The organism is Bartonella ancashensis, from assembly GCF_001281405.1.
GTDB lineage: Bacteria > Pseudomonadota > Alphaproteobacteria > Rhizobiales > Rhizobiaceae > Bartonella > Bartonella ancashensis.
Genome location: NZ_CP010401.1, coordinates 864165 through 884399 on the forward strand (window position 1 = coordinate 864165; position 20235 = coordinate 884399).

The 20235-nt window shown below is 38.3% G+C and carries 17 protein-coding genes and 1 other RNA gene; 9 read left to right on the forward strand and 9 right to left on the reverse strand.

Going from position 1 to position 20235, the window contains the following annotated elements; genetic code table 11:
* Positions 1-5 precede the first annotated feature (5 nt).
* Positions 6-1667: a DNA repair protein RecN gene (recN, locus tag PU02_RS03835; protein WP_053944148.1), complete on the forward strand. Its 1662-nt coding sequence runs from the start codon at positions 6-8 to the stop codon at positions 1665-1667.
* Positions 1668-1786: 119 nt separating this feature from the next.
* Positions 1787-3946: an NAD-dependent DNA ligase LigA gene (ligA, locus tag PU02_RS03840; protein ID WP_053944149.1), complete on the forward strand. Its 2160-nt coding sequence runs from the start codon at positions 1787-1789 to the stop codon at positions 3944-3946.
* Positions 3947-4071: 125 nt separating this feature from the next.
* On the opposite strand, the gene PU02_RS03845 is transcribed toward ligA, so the two are convergent.
* From PU02_RS03845 to ssrA, 8 genes are all read right to left on the reverse strand, one after another.
* Positions 4072-5898 carry an aminopeptidase P family protein gene (locus tag PU02_RS03845; protein ID WP_053944150.1) on the reverse strand — a complete coding sequence of 609 codons (1827 nt, stop codon included), beginning with the start codon at positions 5896-5898 and terminating at the stop codon, positions 4072-4074.
* A gap of 13 nt (positions 5899-5911) precedes the next feature.
* Positions 5912-6784, reverse strand: coding sequence for a 50S ribosomal protein L11 methyltransferase (locus PU02_RS03850; protein ID WP_053944151.1), 873 nt, complete (start codon positions 6782-6784; stop codon positions 5912-5914).
* A 29-nt stretch (positions 6785-6813) separates the two neighbouring features.
* Positions 6814-7392 (reverse strand): SCO family protein, encoded by a 579-nt coding sequence (locus PU02_RS03855; RefSeq protein ID WP_053944152.1) that lies wholly within the window; start codon positions 7390-7392, stop codon positions 6814-6816.
* Positions 7393-7730: 338 nt separating this feature from the next.
* Positions 7731-10181 (reverse strand): ATP-dependent helicase, encoded by a 2451-nt coding sequence (locus tag PU02_RS03860; RefSeq protein WP_053944153.1) that lies wholly within the window; start codon positions 10179-10181, stop codon positions 7731-7733.
* A gap of 134 nt (positions 10182-10315) precedes the next feature.
* Complete coding sequence (locus tag PU02_RS03865) at positions 10316-10567, reverse strand: ribbon-helix-helix domain-containing protein (protein WP_053944154.1); 252 nt, start codon at positions 10565-10567, stop codon at positions 10316-10318.
* Entirely contained in the window at positions 10554-10757 is a 204-nt protein-coding gene (locus tag PU02_RS03870) for a DUF4169 family protein (RefSeq protein WP_053944658.1), read from the reverse strand. The genes PU02_RS03865 and PU02_RS03870 overlap by 14 nt, the downstream gene beginning before the upstream one ends.
* Before the next feature lie 12 nt (positions 10758-10769).
* Entirely contained in the window at positions 10770-11303 is a 534-nt protein-coding gene (locus PU02_RS03875) for an SspB family protein (protein ID WP_053944155.1), read from the reverse strand.
* Positions 11304-11466: 163 nt separating this feature from the next.
* Positions 11467-11822: a transfer-messenger RNA gene (ssrA, locus tag PU02_RS06595) on the reverse strand.
* Positions 11823-11914: 92 nt separating this feature from the next.
* Here ssrA and PU02_RS03880 point away from each other — a divergent pair.
* Positions 11915-12217 (forward strand): DUF2853 family protein, encoded by a 303-nt coding sequence (locus tag PU02_RS03880; RefSeq protein WP_414947433.1) that lies wholly within the window; start codon positions 11915-11917, stop codon positions 12215-12217.
* A 69-nt stretch (positions 12218-12286) separates the two neighbouring features.
* Here PU02_RS03880 and PU02_RS03885 read toward each other — a convergent pair whose 3' ends face one another.
* Entirely contained in the window at positions 12287-13594 is a 1308-nt protein-coding gene (locus PU02_RS03885; RefSeq protein ID WP_053944156.1) for an MFS family transporter, read from the reverse strand.
* A gap of 238 nt (positions 13595-13832) precedes the next feature.
* Between PU02_RS03885 and PU02_RS03890 the strand changes: the two genes are divergently transcribed.
* The 6 genes from PU02_RS03890 (at position 13833) to miaA (ending at position 20056) form a co-directional block, all read left to right on the forward strand.
* Entirely contained in the window at positions 13833-14630 is a 798-nt protein-coding gene (locus tag PU02_RS03890) for a thymidylate synthase (protein ID WP_053944157.1), read from the forward strand.
* Positions 14627-15133: a dihydrofolate reductase gene (locus PU02_RS03895; protein ID WP_053944158.1), complete on the forward strand. Its 507-nt coding sequence runs from the start codon at positions 14627-14629 to the stop codon at positions 15131-15133. Before PU02_RS03890 ends, PU02_RS03895 begins: the two co-directional genes overlap by 4 nt.
* Positions 15134-15262: 129 nt before the next feature.
* Positions 15263-16396 carry an FtsH protease activity modulator HflK gene (gene hflK, locus PU02_RS03900; RefSeq protein WP_053944159.1) on the forward strand — a complete coding sequence of 378 codons (1134 nt, stop codon included), beginning with the start codon at positions 15263-15265 and terminating at the stop codon, positions 16394-16396.
* 2 nt (positions 16397-16398) lie between these two features.
* Entirely contained in the window at positions 16399-17304 is a 906-nt protein-coding gene (hflC, locus tag PU02_RS03905; protein ID WP_053944160.1) for a protease modulator HflC, read from the forward strand.
* Positions 17305-17474: 170 nt separating this feature from the next.
* The gene (locus tag PU02_RS03910) at positions 17475-18935 is read left to right on the forward strand and encodes a Do family serine endopeptidase (RefSeq protein ID WP_053944660.1); all 1461 of its coding nucleotides are present in this window, start codon (positions 17475-17477) and stop codon (positions 18933-18935) included.
* Positions 18936-19180: 245 nt separating this feature from the next.
* Positions 19181-20056 (forward strand): tRNA (adenosine(37)-N6)-dimethylallyltransferase MiaA, encoded by an 876-nt coding sequence (gene miaA / locus PU02_RS03915; RefSeq protein WP_053944161.1) that lies wholly within the window; start codon positions 19181-19183, stop codon positions 20054-20056.
* The last annotated feature ends 179 nt before the right edge of the window (positions 20057-20235 follow it).

Consider the following 20235-nt stretch of genomic DNA (forward strand, 5'->3'; position numbering starts at 1 on the left):
TTCATATGCTGGTTCAGCTTTCGATTCACAATATTGTTTTGATCGAAAAGCTCGATGTTCATTTTTCTGCGGGTTTGTCAGTTTTGACTGGGGAGACTGGTGCTGGGAAATCTATTCTACTTGACGCTCTTTCTTTGGCTTTGGGGGGGCGTGGAGATGCTTCTCTTGTGCGTCATGGTGCTTTGCAGGGGCAAGTAACAGCTGTTTTTAGCCTTCCGACATCACACCCTGTGCGTCATTTAATACGTGAAAATGGTTTTGATGATGAGGGTGATATTATTTTACGAAGAGTGCAATCAAGTGATGGCCGTAGTCGTGCTTTCATCAATGATCAGGTAGTGAGTATTGCGTTGATGCGCAGTGTTGGTCGTATGTTGGTTGAAATCCATGGCCAGCATGATGATCGTGCGCTTGTCGACGTTCATACACATCGCCAGCTACTTGATTCTTTTGCTGAGCTTGATACTGATGTTGATAATTTGCGTCAATGCTATCGAGTATGGTGTGAGCTGGAAGAATGTCTTAAAAAACAGCGTATTAAAGTAGAAAATGCAGTACGTGAATCTGAATATCTTCGTGCATCCATAAAAGAATTAGATGAGTTCAATTTAAAAATAGATGAAGAAAATGAGTTATCTTTGCGTCGCTCAGATATGCTTAAGTTAGAAAAGATAGCAGCAGATATTAAGGAAGCTGATAGTTTTTTTAATGGTTCTCAATCGCCAATATCTGTCCTTTCTAATTTTGTGCGGCGTTTGGAACGAAAAGTATCTGAGGTAGAATCTTTAATTACCCCTATTATAAAACCCATTGATGATGCGTTATGTGCGCTTACAATAGCACAAGAGGGTATTAAGGCTGCAGTGCAAGCATTAAATTTTGATACTAATGAGCTGGAGCAGATAGAAGAACGTCTTTTTGCTCTTCGAGGGTTAGCACGTAAACATAACGTTTTTACGAATGAGTTGCTGCAATTGCACGATAAAATGAAGTCTGAACTTTCTCATTGTGATACTGCTCAAATTGCATTGAAGAAGTTGGAAATAGAAGTTCAGGAAGCACGAGAGAGTTATGATAGGTTAGCAAAAGCTCTTTCCGTAAAACGTCAAGAGGCAGCGCATCATTTAGCTAAAAATGTCATGGTTGAGTTACCAGCATTGAAATTAGAAAAAGCAGAATTTATTGTTGAAATGCAAAGTGATGCTGAAAAGCGTAGCACGGAAGGTATAGATCGTGTTGAATATTGGGTGAAAACAAATCCTGGAACACGAGCGGGACCGATGTTAGATGTTGCATCTGGTGGTGAATTATCTCGTTTTTTGCTGGCACTAAAGGTTGTATTAGCTGGTCATTGTTCAGCTCCTACACTGATTTTTGATGAAATAGACACAGGTGTTGGTGGAGCTGTCGCTGCGGCGATTGGGCAGCGGTTATTGCGTCTGTCAAACAATGTTCAAGTTTTTGCTGTTACGCACGCACCGCAAGTGGCTTCGAAGGCCCATAACCATTTTCTTATTTCAAAGCTTGAAAATGGTAATGGAGGGCATTTGGTTGCTCATATTCATAAAATAGAAAATGACGAGCGTGTAGAAGAAATTGCACGTATGTTAGCAGGAGAACAAATTACTGAAGAGGCTCGTGCAGCTGCTCAAAAGCTTTTAGCATAGTGTAATAATGCTTATAAGTTGTTGAGATTCTGTAAGGATTTAAGGTTTTTTGTTTGGATGTTATTTCAGAAAATATAAAGAATTTATATGATGATGGTGTATGATTTGGAAGATATTTAATGAGTAATAAAAATTCATTTCAGAATTTGACTGCTCTGGAAGCGAGGCGTGAGTTAGAGTGGTTAGCAAAAGAAATAGCGCGTCATGATAGCCTCTATAATAATAATGATCAGCCTGAAATTTCTGATGCAGAATATGATGCTCTTCGTCGTCGTAATACAGAGATTGAAGCTCTTTTTCCAGAGTTAATACGCCCAGATTCTCCTTCATATAAAGTTGGCTCTCCGATTCTTGATAAATTTGAGAAGTCTATTCATGTGCAGGCAATGCTCTCTCTTGAGAATGCATTTAATTCTGAGGATGTGAATGAATTTATTAAACGGATTCGTCGTTTTTTAAGATTTTCAGAAACGAAAACATTGGAATTAACGGCTGAGCCTAAAATTGATGGTTTGTCTTTGTCTTTACGCTATGAAAAAGGAAAGCTTATCTGTGCATCAACACGTGGTGATGGGTATGTTGGTGAGAATGTTACTGAGAATGCACGAACACTTTCTGATATTCCAAAGATTTTGAGAGGAGACTGCCCCGATATTCTTGAGGTTCGTGGTGAGGTTTACATGGGGCATAGTGATTTTCAATCACTCAATATGGATCAAAAGGAGAGAGGGAAGTTAATTTTTGCAAATCCTAGAAATGCAGCAGCTGGTTCTTTACGCCAGCTTGACTCACAGATAACTGCTAGTAGAAAGCTTAAATTTTTTGCTTATTCTTGGGGTGAAGTAAGTGAGATGCCAGCTGATACTCAAATGGGTATGATGAAAAAATTCAAGGAATATGGATTTATTATCAATCCATTGACAAAAATTTTTGATAAAGTGGATGATCTTATCTCGTATTATTGTTTTATCGAAGAATGTCGTCGTGATTTAAATTATGATATTGATGGGGTTGTTTATAAAGTTAATGACTTGGCGTTACAAAGGCGTTTGGGTTGTGTATCTCGTTCGCCGCGTTGGGCTATAGCCCATAAATTTTCAGCAGAAAAAGCAAGAACTCTTTTGGAAGCTATTGATATTCAAGTAGGAAGAACTGGAGCGCTCACTCCTGTTGCGCGTCTTACACCTATAACTGTTGGAGGGGTTATGATTACTCATGCAAGCTTACATAATGAGAATTATATCAGAGGAATTGGTCATAAGGGAGAGAAAATCCGTGAGGGGCGTGATATTCGTGTAGGTGATACGGTGATTGTGCAGCGTGCAGGAGATGTTATTCCCCAAATTGTTGATGTTATTATTGAAAAGCGTCCTGAAAATACTCCATATTTTGTTTTTCCTGATTCATGTCCTGCTTGTGGAAGTTATGCTGTTCGTGAAGAAGGAGAAGCGGTATGTCGGTGTACAGGTGGGCTCATCTGTCCAGCACAAGCAATTGAGCGTATTCGTCATTTCGTTTCACGTAATGCTTTTGATATTGAAGGAATTGGTAAAAAGCAGGTGGAGTTTTTCTTTTATGTTCGAGATGAAATGATGTACATTCGTTCTCCAGTTGATATTTTTACTTTAAAACGACGTCAAGAAAGTGCGTTGACTCGCCTGGAAAGTATGGAAGGTTTTGGAAGCCTCTCAGTCCGTAAGCTTTATGATGCTATTGATGCTCGCCGAGAGATTCCTTTGAGCCGTTTTTTGTTTGCATTGGGTATTCGTCATGTTGGGGAGGTAAATGCACGACGTCTTGCGCGTATTTATCAAAATTACACTGCTTTTGAAACCGCTGTGGTAGCTGCCGTCCCACAGTGTGATGAGACAAGTAAAGGTAATGAAGCATGGATGGAATTGATCAGTATTGAAGGTATTGGAACTCGTGTTGGGAAAGCAATTGTTGATTTTTATCGTGAAGCGCGGAACCGTGACGTGATATCTCTGTTACTCAAAGAGGTAACTCCTCTTCCTGAAAAATCTATCATAACAAATCATTCGTTAATTTCAGGAAAGGTGGTTGTTTTTACAGGAACTTTAGAACATATGTCGCGTGATGAAGCAAAAGCACTGGCAGAACGATTAGGCGCTAAAACATCGAGTACTATTTCTAAAAATACTAATTTTCTTATTGTAGGAACTGGGGTAGGATCAAAATTAATTAAGGCAAAGGAATTAGGAGTTAAGATTATAGATGAAGAAAATTGGCTTCAATTAGTTAAGGAGCATAGCGTTTAAGTTTTTCTTCGTTCCCTTTTTCCTGTTTCTTATTTTAAGAGGAAGTGCAACTGATTTTTTCTATTCTATGGGTTTTTCCTAAAGAAAGAGGCTTTTTTCTGAGGAAGTGATAATAGGTACATTATTTAGATGGGTTTTGTTGCTTTTTCTATCCACTTTTTATCTTCTGCATTGAGGTACGGTACATTGGTTTGGTAAACACGAGTATGGTATTCGTTAATCCATTGTCGTTCTTGCGTTGTTAAGAGTTCTGGCAAGACTAAGCGTTGATCAATAGGACAATTTGTTAGTGTTTCGAAAGAAAGCATATCAATGTCACCGAGGGCAATTTTTTGAGCTGGTTTTACAATCATCAAATTTTCGAGGCGAATACCAAAGGAACCCTCACGGTAATATCCAGGTTCATTGGAAATAATCATACCTGGAATGAGTTCTTGGCTTCCATAGCGTGAGAAACTTTGAGGCCCTTCATGAACAGAAAGATAAGATCCAACCCCATGGCCAGTGCCATGCGCATAATCAAAGCCAGCTTTCCATAGTGCGATACGTGCAAGAACGTCGATATCTTGTCCACGTGTTCCTTTTGGAAAACGTGCAGTTGAGATGGCGATCATACCTTTTAGAACAAGAGTGAAACAACGTTTTTTTTCACTTTCTACCTCACCAATAGCTATCGTGCGCGTAACATCTGTTGTTCCATCGCAATATTGTCCTCCTGAATCAATGAGATAGAGGTCACCAGTATTAAGCATTTTATTTGTTTCAGTGGTTACACGATAATGAATAATTGCGCCGTTTGCACCTGTTGCTGAAATTGTATCAAAGGACAGATCCTCAAGTTTTACCTCCATTTCTTTTGCTGTTACTACGCGTAACTTTTCTAATTTTTGAGCAGCAAGAATTTCGCTGATTGTTCCTGGTTTTTGCTTATCTAGCCAAGAAAAAAAACGAATAAGCGCAAGACCATCACGTAAATGTGCTTTACGTGCTCCATCAAGTTCTATGTCATTTTTGGTAGCTCGTGGTAAGACAGCTGGGTCAGAAAGTGCAATGAAAGGACAACCATTTTCTTCAACGATGAGACGTAATTTTTCACATGTTAGCTTTGGATCTAAAGCAAATCTCATCTGTTTTTGGACGTGTTCTTGGATTGTTGGTATGAAGTTTTTTGGTTCAGATAATTTTGTATAACGTTCTAGATATTTTTTTTGTTGTTCATCAAGTTTTTTATTATCAATGAATAAAGTGGGTTTTCCTTGAGCAGGAATAAGTGCAAAGCAAAGAGAAATAGGCGTTTTAGAGACATCATTACCTCGTATATTGAACGTCCATGCAATAGAGGATGGATCTGTAAAAATAAAAAAATTCGCTCCAGTTTTTCGTATAGTTTTGCAAATAAGGTTCAATTTTTCGTCAGTATCACGTCCTGCATATTTGAGAGGATGAATTGAGAGGGGAGATTGTGGCAATGGTGGTTGGTCGTGCCAGATAAGATCAATGAGATTAGTTTGAGTTGCTACGAGTTTCCCATTTGCTTCATGTTCTAATGCTTTTCTTAATTTTTCTGTAGTTGCAATGGTATGAAGCCATGGGTCAAAACCGATAGAAAGGTTTTTTCCATTTTTTTCAAACCATTGTGATGGTGAGCAAGTTGTTAGATTTTCATAGTCAAAGATGTGAGGATCTGTTTGTTGACGCACTTGGAGTGTATAACGTCCATCTGTGAATATGATGGCTTTATTTTTTAAAATTAACGCTATGCCAGATGATCCAGTAAAACCAGTTAACCAACCAAGACGTTGGGCATGCAGAGGAACGTATTCTCCTTGGTGTTCATCTGTATGCGGGACTAAAAGTCCGTCAAGCTTTAAGTAATCAAGCTGCGCACGAAGGGCAGAAATACGCTCTCTAGCGTGGGATGGATTTGTTATTGCCTCAAAAGATTGGTACATAACAAAATCCTTTTTATTTGAGATGCAAAGTAACCCATCCACTACGATGGTATGTTTCGATATGTTTTAGACCTTGTTGCATATAAGCGTCTAAAATTTGATCTCTTTGTTCTTCAAGAATTCCAGATAATATTATGGATCCATTTTTTTGCAATGCGTGCGCGATGTTTTGCGCAAATTCAATAAGAGGATTAGCAAGGATATTTGCTACTATAAGATCAAAAGGACCACGTAATATATTTTCTTGATTGTGATCAAAACCCACTGCTGTGATAGCAGTTACGTATTTTTCTACACCATTAAGCCTAATGTTGCACTGTGCAACTTGAGTTGCAATTGGATCTATATCAGATGCCAGAACGGGAATATGTTTAAGCATCGCGATAGCAATAGCCAATATGCCGCTTCCGGTGCCAAGATCAAGAGCATTTTTGGGATTTTCACTAGACATAATTTTAGCGATCATTTCTAAACAACCAGATGTTGTTCCATGATGACCTGTTCCAAAGGCTTGGTTAGCCTCTATTTCGATGGGTAACACATTGGGAGGAATATTGTCTCTGTCATGGCTTCCATGAATAAAAAAGAAACTTGCATTTACGGGCTTTAGTTCTTCAAGGCTTTTCTTAACCCAATCAATATTGGGTAAAATTTCTATGCTGATACTATCTTTTTCCAAGGAAAGGATATCTGCTAAGCGTTGATGAATATTTTCTTGATCATCTGCACTGACATAAAGTGAAATCTCATAAACAGCATTTTTTTCATCTATTTCGGCAAGAGATATAGGGTATCCTTCTTCATCAAAAGATCTCTCTATAAAATCGTAACACCGTTCCGCTTCATTTTTCGAAGTGACGTAATATAGGCGAACTTGCTGTGACATATTCTCTTTTCATAATGCACATAAATAATTTATTCTGATACAAGTTTTTTAAGCTGCGTGATAGCAATTTTATCTTCTGTTTCGCTTTCTTCAGCAGAGTAGAGAATTTTTCCAGCTAGTTTACCACCTTTTTTAAGAAGAAGTACAGCAGATGTATGATCATAGGTATAATTATCATCACTCGTACCGGGTATTTTTTGGGCAACAATATTGAAGGAGCTTATCATTTTTTTGACGTCTTCAGCATTTCCACTGATACCAACTATTTTACTTTTGAAATTACTCAGATATTCATGAAGTACCTCTGGTGTATCATATTCAGGATCGATGGTTACAAACCATACACCTAATTTCTCAGCATCTGGGCCAATTTCTGAAAGCCATCTGTCAAGGTTAGCAGACGTTGTGGGACATACTTCAGGACACGTTGTGTAACCAAAAAAGATAGCAGCAGGCTTGCTTCGGATATCAGCTTCCGTAATAGTCTCTCCATCAGAAGAGAGGAGTACAAAGCTATCTCCCAAAGGCTTATTAACAACCTTATCATAAGTAATAACACCCGCGATAAACAGAACACTTAAGCTCAGAATATATACAACGCTTCTCATAATCTGGTTTCCTTAAAGACTATAGAAAGTTAACATTAACAGAGTAAATTTGCAATCTCTGTTTTTATATTGATGACTCATACACCCATACGTTTATATAAAAAGGACACATCATAAATGATCAAAAATGCACATAATTTTAAAATGTGGTAAACTCTGATATATTTTATAAGGAGTTTTATTTTAATATATATTGTCGGAGTGATGTAGTTTTAGTTATTTCAAGAGTAAGCCTGCTTATAAACGCCAAACGTTTTTATGTTCATGACTTTTCAATAAAATTCTTATGTTTTTTAAAGACGGTGCCTTTTTGAAAAAGGTGGGTACTGCTTGCTACACTAAGCCTTAGTTACAAAATTTTCGAGGACGCGCTTTTCTCCGGCTTTATCGAAGAGGATGGTTAATTTATTTTCGTCTATCGTTAAAATATGCCCATAACCGAATTTTATATGGAAAATTCGATCACCAATTGAAAAAATAGATTTTGGATCAGATGTTGATCGAGAGTTTGTTTTTATTTGGCTATTTTTTTCTTTATGAGGAAAAGGAAAATTGAGCCTTGAAGGACTATCATCGTAATCAATTTGTTTTGCATGAATAGCTGACCTTTTACCCCAGTTATTGCGCGTTGCTTCTGTTTGGTTTTTTTGTGCACGTTGCCATCCTGGCGTTGAATAATTATTGTAGAAAGGATCTTGGTGTTTAGAGCTTAGTTGGCTATAACCACCATAAAATGTTTCTGCTTTTTCTACCTCTACATGCTCTTCAGGAAGTTCATTAATAAAACGGGAGGGGAGTGTGGATTGCCAAAGTCCGTGAACGCGTCTATTTGACACAAACCATATATATAAATGTTTTTTTGCTCTTGTAATACCCACATAAGCAAGACGCCGTTCTTCTTCTAATCCTAAACGTCCTCCTTCATCTAATGAACGCTGATGAGGGAAGAGTCCTTCCTCCCAACCAGGAAGAAAGACTGTATCGAATTCAAGCCCTTTTGCTGAATGGAGAGTCATAATATTAATAGCATCTACGTTTTCGTTATTATCTGTTTCCATAACCAACGAAACATGTTCTAGAAAATTTTGAAGACTTTCAAATCGTTCCATAGAACGAACCATTTCTTTTAAGTTTTCCAATCGTGCTGGTGTTTCCGGAGAGCGATCTTTTTGCAACATTGCAATATATCCGGATTCATCAAGAATAGTTTCAACAAGTTCTGTATGTGGCACGCGTTGTAGCATGTCTTTCCAGCGGCTAAAATTTTCAATAAGCTTTTGTAAAGCATCACGTGCTTTGGGTTTTATTTTATCTGTTTTAATTACTTCAACAGCAGCTGAAAAAAGAGGAATGGAGCATGTGAGTGCACTGTCGTAAAGGTGACGTAGTGTAGCATCTCCTAAGCCGCGTTTTGGTGTGTTAAGAATGCGCTCAAAGGCTAGATCATCAGCTGGTTGAACAATAACACGCAGATAAGCCATAGCATCACGTATTTCCATTCGTTCGTAGAAACGTGGTCCACCAATGACACGATAATTAAGACCTAGTGTGACAAAACGATCTTCAAATTCACGCATCTGAAACGATGCTCGTACTAATATGGCTATCTGATTTAATGAATGTCCTATTTTTTGAGCATGTTCAATTTTTCCTCCAATAGCACGAGCTTCCTCTTCTGAATCCCACGCAGTATGAATTTTTACTTTCGTTTCTTCACTTTTAACTTCATCAGCAAAGAGCGTTTTTCCTAATCGCTCTTGATTGTGAGAAATGAGGTGAGAAGCGGTTTTTAAAATATGTGACGTAGAACGATAATTGCGTTCTAAACGAATAAGTTTTGCAGGAGGGAAATCTTTTTCGAAGCGGAGTATATTATCAATTTTAGCGCCGCGCCATCCATAAATAGACTGGTCATCATCACCAACACAACAAAGATTAATTGGTTTTTGAGTATGTTGAGCTAAAAGACGAAGCCAGAGATATTGTGCAGTATTAGTGTCTTGATATTCATCAACAAGAATGTAACGAAATGTATTATGATATTGGTGAAGAATATCTTTATTGTGTTGAAGAATATGAATAGAGTGTAGTAGAAGGTCACCAAAATCACAAGCATTGAGACTTTTTAGCCTATTTTGATAATCGTAATATAATTTTCGTCCCATACCACTTCCAAAGGAATGAGAATCGCTTTCTGAAATATGTTCTGGTGAAAGCCCTTGGTTTTTCCAAGAATCGATCATTGCCGCTAAACTACGCGCTGGCCAACGTTTATCGTCTAACCCTCCAGCTTGAATGATTTGCTTTAAAAGACGGATGGTGTCATCATTATCAAGAATTGTAAAATTACTTTTTAAGTTGACGAGTTCTGCATGACGGCGCAAAATTTTTGCGCAAGTAGAATGGAATGTTCCAAGCCAAGGCATACCTTCGACAGTTTCCCCAACAAGTTCACCAATACGGATTTTTATCTCACGTGCGGCTTTGTTGGTAAAAGTAACGGCTAATATTTGTCTGGGATGGGCCAATCCTAAATGCAAGATATAAGCAATACGAGTTGTGAGAACACGTGTCTTTCCAGTACCTGCGCCCGCGAGGACTAAAATAGGTCCCTCTGTATTCATGACAGCTTGTCGCTGTTCTGTGTTAAGTATTTTCAAATAGTCGGGTTCGGGGCGAATTTTATCTTCTTTTGTTGAGATACAAGTTATCAATTTTGAACAACTTTCAAGTTTATGAAGCGGTGCTTCATCTTCAAAAAATGGTATATGATCAGAAACGTCACTCATTACATTCTTGTGTATTATTTTTTTAACTTAAACGCTAGGCTTAAAAATTTTCAATTATTTGAGGGTGATGTGTAAAAAACAAAGACACAAAATTCGCTCAAAAATAGGAACGGCAAAGATATATGCGATATATGCTAAAATTGCTGTGTAAGAATGCTATGAAGTGCATAAAGACGCAAAGAAGCTGAGAGGGAGATAGTTTGTGGTTTTTTGTTGTCGATGTCCGTGATCATCAGAGCTAGAGATTGTCCTTTTTTTTGGGCAACTGCTTTAAGAATATCTAAGAATGGTTGTTCCAGAGATACGCTAGTAAAATGTCCATTAACTCGAACAGATACTTTTTTAGGGACTATGTTTGACCAATCTATAGGACTATCGAGAGTCATTTTCATTCTCATCCATTTTTACCAGGCAATTTTGTTCAAGAAATCTCTGGGCTTTTAAAGATTCTTTTTTATTGAAAAGTTTCTGAACTTTAGTTTGTCCATAACGAAAGCGATTTTCTTCTGCGTGAATAGCCTTCTCAGTACGTGTTTTTTGCTTACGAAATTGGCGCAAGTTAATCAATTTAGTCATGAGCATAGCCTATTATTTTTTTCGAAAAGAATCCAAAGAGACAATATCAGCACTTTGTTTAGTAGTACTATTTGAAGAATTTTTCTCTGTATGATTTTTTTCTTTAGCAGACAGCTTGTCTTGTGTTTGTTCACTGGAAAGTGTAGTGGGTGTATGAGATATGGTTACATTTTCTTCAAGAACAGAAGGAGATGGCAAGTCGAATGCGGCCTCAAATGCAGCTACAGGGTCATAAAAAACTTGAATAGAGGAGAATGGAATAATCAGCCTTTCGGAAATTTCTCCAAAAAACAGCGTTACCTCAAAAGAAGTTTCCGATACGCTTAGATCTTTGAACTGATGTTGCAATACAATTGTCATTTGATCAGGATAACGTTCTTTAAGTCGCGTAGAGATTTGTACTTCTGGCGCATTCGTTAAAAAGGTGATGAAAAAGTGGTGATCACCTGGAGGACCAGCTTTAGAAGTTTCTAGCAAAACTTTGCGTATAACTTCACGAAGAGCGTCCTGGACGAGAACATCGTAGCGGATTTGATCTTGAACCATTGAAAATTTAATCCCTTCTAACGTACGTAGTGACTAAGTGCATATAACACATGAAATATCTACTTAAGCCAGAACCTTTTTTCACTATGCATCATATTAATCAAGAGGAAGATGAGTTTTATGCCAAATAATGTTAACGTGTTGAGGTGAGCACCCATGAAGAAGTGAAGGCTTCTGTTGCCAGGCGCCTCCGGGCCCCGCTTAACCTTGCGACAGGTTAAGACTCAGACTTGAAGCATTCGCACCTTTAAGCGGCGAGACGTGCCTCCGCATAGTTGTCATTTGCAACTACTCATTTAGTCCGATAACGGTGGTACAATGCCGAGTAAAAGAGCAATCTTTACACTCTTGTCGATCCTATTTCGCCCCCACCAAAATATAATCTTCTTGAATTATATTTTGGTGGAGGCGCCGGGTACCGCCCCCGGGTCCAATGAGCTTATTTCATTGTCTGTTTATTACCATAGCTGAGAAGACAGCTATTGGAGTATAAATGAATAATAATTTTTGGGAAAGGGGGTTGTTAATATTTTTAACTACCTAAATATCTACAAACTATGCAAAACGCTGGCATGATGCAGCTATTGCAATAATTGGAGGGTTTTAAAATAATGGATAGTCTAGAAGATATAAAATCATATGATCCTAAGCCGGATGAAGACGCGATAAAGCGTCTTGAACGTCGTCTAGCTTTAGCTATGAGAGATCGTGATGCATCATTGGTTTCTGTATCAGATCAAAAAGAGTTGAGACGTGTTGAAAAATGGACTCAAAACACATTGGATGTGAGTGAAGAAAATGCGAAAGAAGCCGTTTCAAAAGTTTCTGAAATGATGTCTGGAAGCAACAGAAAAAACCGCGTGACATTTTACTATATGGTAGCAAAAGAATTGAACGCTTTAGGAAAAGTTTAAACTTTTTCTTTTCATCAGAGAACGATAAAAAAGCCCAAATTCCTTGGGCTTTTTATTTTACGCCGTTGATTAGTGAATATCATCTCCTTGAAGATATCCTTCTTTTCGAGCATCAGGCATCAAGGCAATCGCAGTAAATGCAACGATCATAACAGCAATAACATAGAGAAAGAAGATAGATTCATATCCCATATTTTTTAATCCAAGGGCTACAGACTCAGCAGAACCACCAAAAATTGCATTCGCAACGGCATAGGAAAATCCAACACCTATTGCTCGTACAGAAGAAGGAAACATTTCTGCCTTTACGATTCCAGCAATGGATGTGTAAAAGCTCATGACACACAGCATTCCAATGATGGCTAACAAAGCAACCCATGTACTGTCGGTATTTCCAATGATTTTGAGGCTAGGAATCGTCAATATAATGGACAAAACACTCCAAATAAGCAGAGAAGTTTTGGTTCCAATTTTGTCAGCTAAGGCGCCAAATGCAGGCTGAACCAGCATGAAAAAGAAGAGCGCAATAGTCATCAAGGTTGTTGCTGTATGCTTATCAAAACCAGTAGTGGTAATGAGATATTTTTGCATATAGGTTGTATAGGTATAAAATGATAAGGATCCTCCAATTGTAAACCCAACGACCAAAAAGAAAGATTTTCGATGGTCACGAAAAAGCCCTCGAAGACTTCCTGCCTGCGCTTTAGAGCGGCTTTCTTTTGTTGCAGTTTCATGAAGTGAGCGTCGCAGATAAATTGCGACAATTGCTGCTAGGCCACCAATAGCAAATGGGATACGCCAACCCCACGCTTTCAATTGATCTTCCGTAAGGTAAACCGCCAAAATAAATATGACGAGACTGGCAAGAAGTTGTCCTCCAATTAATGTTGTGTATTGGAAAGAGCCAAAAAATCCACGATGATTTTTAAGAGCAACCTCACTCATATAAGTTGCTGTTGTGCCATATTCACCACCAACAGATAGCCCCTGAATCATTCGAAGTAAAAGGAGAAGAAAAGCAGCTGTTACACCAATGGTTTCGTAAGTTGGAAGTATAGCAATTAAAAACGAACCGCCACACATCATAAAGACGGAAATAAGCATTGAGCGCTTACGACCATAGCGATCGGCAATATAGCCGAACATCCATCCCCCAAGTGGACGCATGAGAAAACCGACAAAAAAGACACCAGCAGCCTTTAAGAGTTGAGTAACTACATCCCCATCTGAGGGAAAAAATTGCGAGGCAAAGTAAATTGATGCGAAGGAATAGACATAAAAGTCATACCATTCTACAAGATTACCCGATGCGCTCGCCATAATAGCAAAGACACGCTTTTTTACATCATGTGGTACTAAAGTTTCTGTATTCTCCATGAAGTCATCCTTGTTATATTATTTTTCATCTTCTTAACTACACTTAGCGATTTTTACAACTTTGTTTTGTTTACGCCATCAAAATTTAAGATATTCAAACATAAGAGTTAAGATATTTAAACATAAGAGCGGTAATTTTTTGTGAAAAATGTTTTCATTGGTCCTTTATAAACAGCATTTTTACCTATTTTAAAGATTTTATTTTTTATAATAAGTGGAATCAGGCATAATTTTTCGCATGAAGGTTTATCTTGATCTGTTATCTCATGTGTTTAATAACGGCGTTGATCGTCCAGATCGAACGGGTGTCGGTGTGAGGTCTGTCTTTGGCTATCAAATGCGGTTTAATTTACGAAATGGATTTCCTCTTTTAACGACAAAAAAATTACATTTACGATCGATTATTTATGAGCTTTTGTGGTTCCTTAAAGGGGATACAAATATTGGGTGGTTAAAGGAAAATGGTGTGTCCATCTGGGATGAGTGGGCTGATGAGAATGGGGATCTTGGTCCCATCTATGGTTATCAGTGGCGTTCCTGGCCTGCGGTTGATGGGCATCATTGTATTGATCAAATTAGCACTCTTTTGTCCATGATCAATGAGAATCCAAATTCGCGTCGTTTGATTGTAACGGCGTGGAATCCCGCGTTGCTAGAAAAAATGGCTTTGCCACCTTGCCATTGTCTTTTCCAGTTTTTTATTTCCGATGGTAAATTATCTTGTCAGCTTTACCAGCGTTCGGCAGATATTTTTTTAGGTCTTCCTTTCAACATCGCTTCTTACGCCTTATTAACGATGATGGTTGCTCAAGTCAGCGGTTTAGAAGTAGGAGATTTTGTTCATACTCTTGGGGATGCTCACCTCTACTCCAATCATTTTGAACAAGCAAGACAGCAGTTGTTGCGTACGCCTGGATCTTTGCCGTCAATTTCCATAAATCCATCAGTAATGGATCTTTTTTCTTTTAAATTTGAGGATTTTAAATTACTTAATTACGAGGCGCAGCCGCATATTAAGGCTCCGGTAGCGGTATGAGTTTTCCAGTTTATTTGGTCGCAGCTGTTTCGCAAAATAGTGTGATTGGTCGTGAAGGTGGAATGCCTTGGCATTTGCCAACAGATTTGAAGCGTTTCAGGGATTTGACTTTGGGAAGGCCTATCATTATGGGGCGCAAAACTTGGGATTCTTTAGGACGTCCTTTGCCAGGACGAGCTAACATCGTTATTACCCGCAATCACTCATTTACGGCCGAAGGTGCAATGATTGCACATTCTTTTCTTCAGGCTCATAATTTTGCTCAAGAGATGGCATATCAATCCGGTGCAGATTCAGTTTTTGTCATTGGTGGCAGTGAGATTTTCCGAGAAGGGCTAGCTATTGCACAAAAAATATTTCTAACAGAAATTTTATCATTTATTGAGGGTGATAGTTTTTCCCTTTTTGATAAAGAAAACTGGACTATTATTGAAACACGGTGTATTCCGAAAAGCGATCAAGATAGCCATCCAATACGCTTTGTAACTTATGAGCGGCGGTGATCGTTTAGAGTTAGTGTGGGTTTGATTGGTTGTATTTAGAGAAAATGGTAAATACTTTAAGATAAGGATCAGCAATAGAAGTTGTAAAGTTGGTCTTTGAGATGAAGGTACTAACTTAAAGAGGTGGTAATGCCTTGGACAAATCAAAATGGCAGTGGTCCGTGGAGCGGTGGTAAGAACAAGCTCGGTGGTGATAAAAATGTACCACCAAGGGGTTCTTTTGGTTCTAATGGTGGTGGTAAAGGTCCTGATATTGACGATATTTTGCGTAAAGGGCAGCATCAGATTAAACAATTTGGGGGTGGTAGCATTTTTCCTTTGCTGTTTTTATGTGCAGTTGTATTTTGGATTTTTCAATCTGTTTATGTTGTCCAGCAAAATGAGCAAGCAGTAGAGTTGCGCTTTGGTGTACCTAAACAAGGGATTATAGGCGATGGTTTGCATTTCCATTTTTGGCCTATTGAAACCTACATGAAGGTTCCTTTAACAGAAAGAACGATTTCAGTTGGCAGTGCATCTGGTCAGGTACAACAAAGTGAAGGTTTGATGCTTTCAAGTGACCAGAATATTGTAAACGTTAGTTTTTCTGTGTACTATAGGATTTCGAATCCAGGTCATTTTTTGTTCAATGTTAATGATCAAGAAGGAACAGTCCGCCAAGTTGCAGAAAGCGCAATGCGTGAGGTTATAGGTTCGCGGCCTGTCGATGATGTTTTACGTGATCGAAAAGAAGAGGTTGCAAGTGATGTCCAAAAGATTATTCAATTAACGGTTAATAAATACCAGCTTGGTGTTGATATCAACCGTGTATCGATTAGCGAAGCAGCACCTCCTACAAAAGTTGCTGCTGCATTTAATTTTGTCCAGCAAGCAGAACAAGAGCGTGGGCGGATGATTGAAGAGGGTAATCGTGTACGTTTTACAAAAATTGGTTTAGCGAATGGTGAATCGTCTCGCACGCGAGAAGTTGCAATTGGTCAAAAAACCCAAATGATCGAAGATGCAACAGGTCGTGCTGAGCGTTTTCAAGCTATTGTACGTGAGGCGGCGATTGCACCGGATGCTGCTCGTTATAGCATTTATATGAGAACGATGGGGAACATTCTTGCTTCATCCAATAAGTTGGTTTTAGACCAGCCAGGTTCTTCAGCGGTACCCTATCTTCCACTGAACGAGTTGTTACGCAGTCCACCAGGAATTGGAATGGCACCATCTGAGCGTCCTGCATCGCTGTCAGGTTCTAAGATTTCTAAGGGGCATTGATTATGAAACAGTCTCATTTCTTTTTTATTTTTGGTGCCGTCGCGTGTGCTATACTTACTTTATGGGCGTCTATTTTTATCGTTTATCCACGTCAACAAGTTGCAGTTAAACGCTTTGGTAAGATTGTTCAAGTAGAGCCTAATCCAGGTATTTATTTCAAGTTTCCTTTTATTGATCAAACAATTATTATTGATAATCGACTGTTGCGTTATGATGTTCCTACACAATCTGTACAAGTTCGTGGTGGTGCTTATTATGAAGTAGATGCTTTTTTCATTTACCGTATTGCAGATCCTCAGTTATTTTTGCAGCGTATCGCGTCTGGGCGGCCTCAAGTTGCTGCACGTGAAAATCTTGCACCACGTTTTATTGATGCCTTGCGTGCTGTTTATGGTAGGCGGGAATTCAAGGCGGCTTTGTCTGATGAGCGTGGAGCAATGATGGCTGAGGTGCAGCGACAATTTTCCGTAGATGCGGGATCGTTGGGGATTTCTATAGTTGATGTGCGTATTCGCAAAACTGATTTAACCGATGCTGTTTTAGAAGATGTGTACCGACAAATGGCTGCTGAACGTGAAGCTGCTGCAGAATATATTCGTGCTCGTGGGCAGCAAGAGAGAGATCGTATCGTTGCGGAGGCTAATCGTGAATATGAGGAGATTGTTGCTGCTGCAAAACGTGATGCCGAGATTACGCGTGGTAAAGGTCAGGCTGAGAGCATTCGTATCTTGCTTAATGCAAGAAAGATGGATCCATCATTTTATGATTTCTGGTTGGCAATGGAGCACTATGATAGTTTAAAAAATACGCCGATGGTGATTTCGCCGCAAGGGGACTTTTTTTCCTATTTCCACCATTTACAGCAGGTTGGTAAGGAATTTAAGCCGGTAGCAACACCTATGCAATAATAAATAATAATTGTGTTGGTTAATTGGGAATAAGCTGTGGAGGCTTGCTTGTTGTTTGAGGCTAGCCTTTAAGTTGTAAAGAAGTGATTTTGTTGTAGTATGGTTCGGTTAGTCGGGTAGTTTCTATTTGAGGGAAGGTGTTTCGGTTAAATGTGGTTGTAGGTGTTTTTATGTTTTTAAAACGCTTCTTTACAATGATTGCGACTTATCTTATTTTGTTTTCATTTACGTTAATAAGTTGGTCCAACGTTGTTTCACAAGAGGGTGCTTATCTATCAATTTCTGATTTAGCAGAAAAGCTTTTAAATACGACTGTAAATATTTCTATAATACGAACGGCTTATGATGCTAAACAGGGCGGAGAAGCTTTGGTTCCTATTATGCCAGAAAGTTCACCGTTACGAGATTATTTTAAAGATGAAAAAAACGGTGAAATTTTTCAAAAAGTGCATTCTTCAGGATCAGGTTTTGTGATTGATGCGCAGGAGGGGTTCATCGTCACTAATTACCATGTTGTTGCGGAAGCTGATGATATTGAGGCTAACTTTACTGATGGTACAAAGTTGAAAGCAAAGTTGGTAGGTATGGACCGTAAGACGGATTTGGCTTTGCTTCAAGTAAATCCGGGAAGTAAAAAATTAACAGCAGTGCGTTTTGGTGATTCAGAAAAGATGCGCGTTGGCGATTTCGTTATGGCCATAGGAAGTCCGTATGGTTTTAGTGGAACTGTAACGGTTGGTATTATTTCTACGCGTAATCGTAATTTTCATGCTGGCCCTTATGATAATTTCATTCAAACAGACGCGGCAATTAATCAAGGTAATTCTGGTGGTCCACTTTTTAATAGAAACGGTGAAGTAATAGGGATTAATACAGCACTTTTTTCTCCTTCCGGTGGATCGAATGGTATTGGTTTTGCTATACCATCTAGCACAGCAATTCCTGTTATTAATCAGTTGCGTGATTCTAAAGCAGTAAAGCGCGGTTGGCTGGCTATTCATATTCAATCTGTGACGAAGGATATTGCGGAAAATATGAGATTAAGCGAAGCTGTTGGGGCACTAGTTGCAGGTAAAATAGAACATCCAGAAGTTGATAATAGTCAGTTGGATGTTGGCGATGTTATTCTTTATTTTGGGAAAGAAAAAATTGAAAATGCACGCAGTTTGTCACGCTTAGTTGCGGAAAGTCCCGTTGGAAAAAGTATAAATGTCACTGTTTTACGTGATGGAAAAGAGAAAGAAATAAGGGTTAAGCTTGGTCGTTTAGTTGAAATACCGTTTGGTAATGATTCAGTAACAAAGTCTAATCAGGGTACATCAAAAAATGCGACAGTGCAATTTATGGGAATGACTTTGTCAGAACTTACGGATGATTTGCGTCGACATCATTCTATTTCTCATAAGTTGAATGGATTAATTATAACTTTTGTTGAAAAAAACAGTGTGGCTGATAAAAAACATTTTCAGGTTGGAGAGATCATTACTGAAGTTGATCAGGAGGCGGTTGTTACAATTAGCGAACTGCAGAAACGCTTTTATAAATTACATAAATCTGGACGCAAAAATGCCTTGTTTATTGTTGCTCGTCCGGATGGAAAATTGAGATTTGTCGCCGTACAGGTGGATTAGTGTTTTGTTAAATAAAACTTACTACGCTTTTCATGTTCTATTCGAAAAGAGAGTGTTATTATCATATTCCACTGTTCATTTTAAATGAGTGAAGTATACTACAGAAGAGCACTCATGTTAGCATATGAATTTTTTGTGTATTTTTTCAAGAATTTTACCGATGATATTGCAGCTATGTACTCGATAAATGGCATTCATAAACGCTTCATAAGTCGTTTATTTACGAGTGTAGGGAAGGTTTATTCGTGATCCATAAGACGGTTACATTAATAGCTGGCCCAACTGCAAGTGGAAAATCAGAGCTTGCACTCAGAATGGCTCGAGAAAAAGATGCTATCATTATTAATTCAGATTCAATGCAAGTGTACGATGTGCTAAATATTTTGACGGCAAGGCCAACACAGGACGAAATGATGGGTATTCCTCATCATCTTTATGGTCATGTAAGTCCTTCTCTAAGTTATTCTGTAGGGAAGTGGTTACGTGATATAGAGAAGATTTTGAAAGAGTTTTTTACGTTAAAATCTCTTATTTTTGTTGGCGGTACAGGGTTGTATTTTCGAGCACTTTTGGGAGAAATTTCAGAAATTCCTGATGTTCCAGATAGTATACGCCAAAAATGGCGAATACGCCTTTGTGAAGAAGGGGTAGAGACTCTTTATCGTGAATTATTACGAGTTGACACTGTTGTCTCTGAGCGTGTTTCTTCACGAGATAGTCAGCGTATCGTGCGTGCTTTAGAAGTTTATGAAGCAACGGGTAAAAGGCTTAGTTGGTGGCAACAAAAAAAGAGAAAACCATTAATTTTACAAGATTGTGTAGAAAAAATTCTGCTTATTCCGCCGCGTCAATTGTTATATGAACGCATTGATAAGCGATTTGATAAAATGATTGAGAAAGGTGCTTTAGAGGAGGTTATTGCAATGAAGAATCTGAAGCTTTCTCCTTCATTACCAGCGATGAAAGCTATTGGTGTTCCCGAATTTATTTCTTATTTAGATGGAAAAAGTAGCTTTGAAGAATCTTTAGAAATGGCTAAAACTCAAACTAGAAGATATGCAAAAAGACAAATGACATGGTTTCGTCACCAATTTGATGGAAAGTGGCAAGCTGTTTTTTAATAAAGTAAAAAATTTTTAGAAGATTTTAAAAAAGTTTGAAAGATATGAGAGCATTTTAAATAATTTCGTAGTATTTTATTGTTGTTAGTCATGTATTCTGGTGCGTTTTTTTAATTTTTAATGATATTTTTATTAAAGGAAATATTCAAAAGTTTTAGATAGAGATCTAATGTGTACCC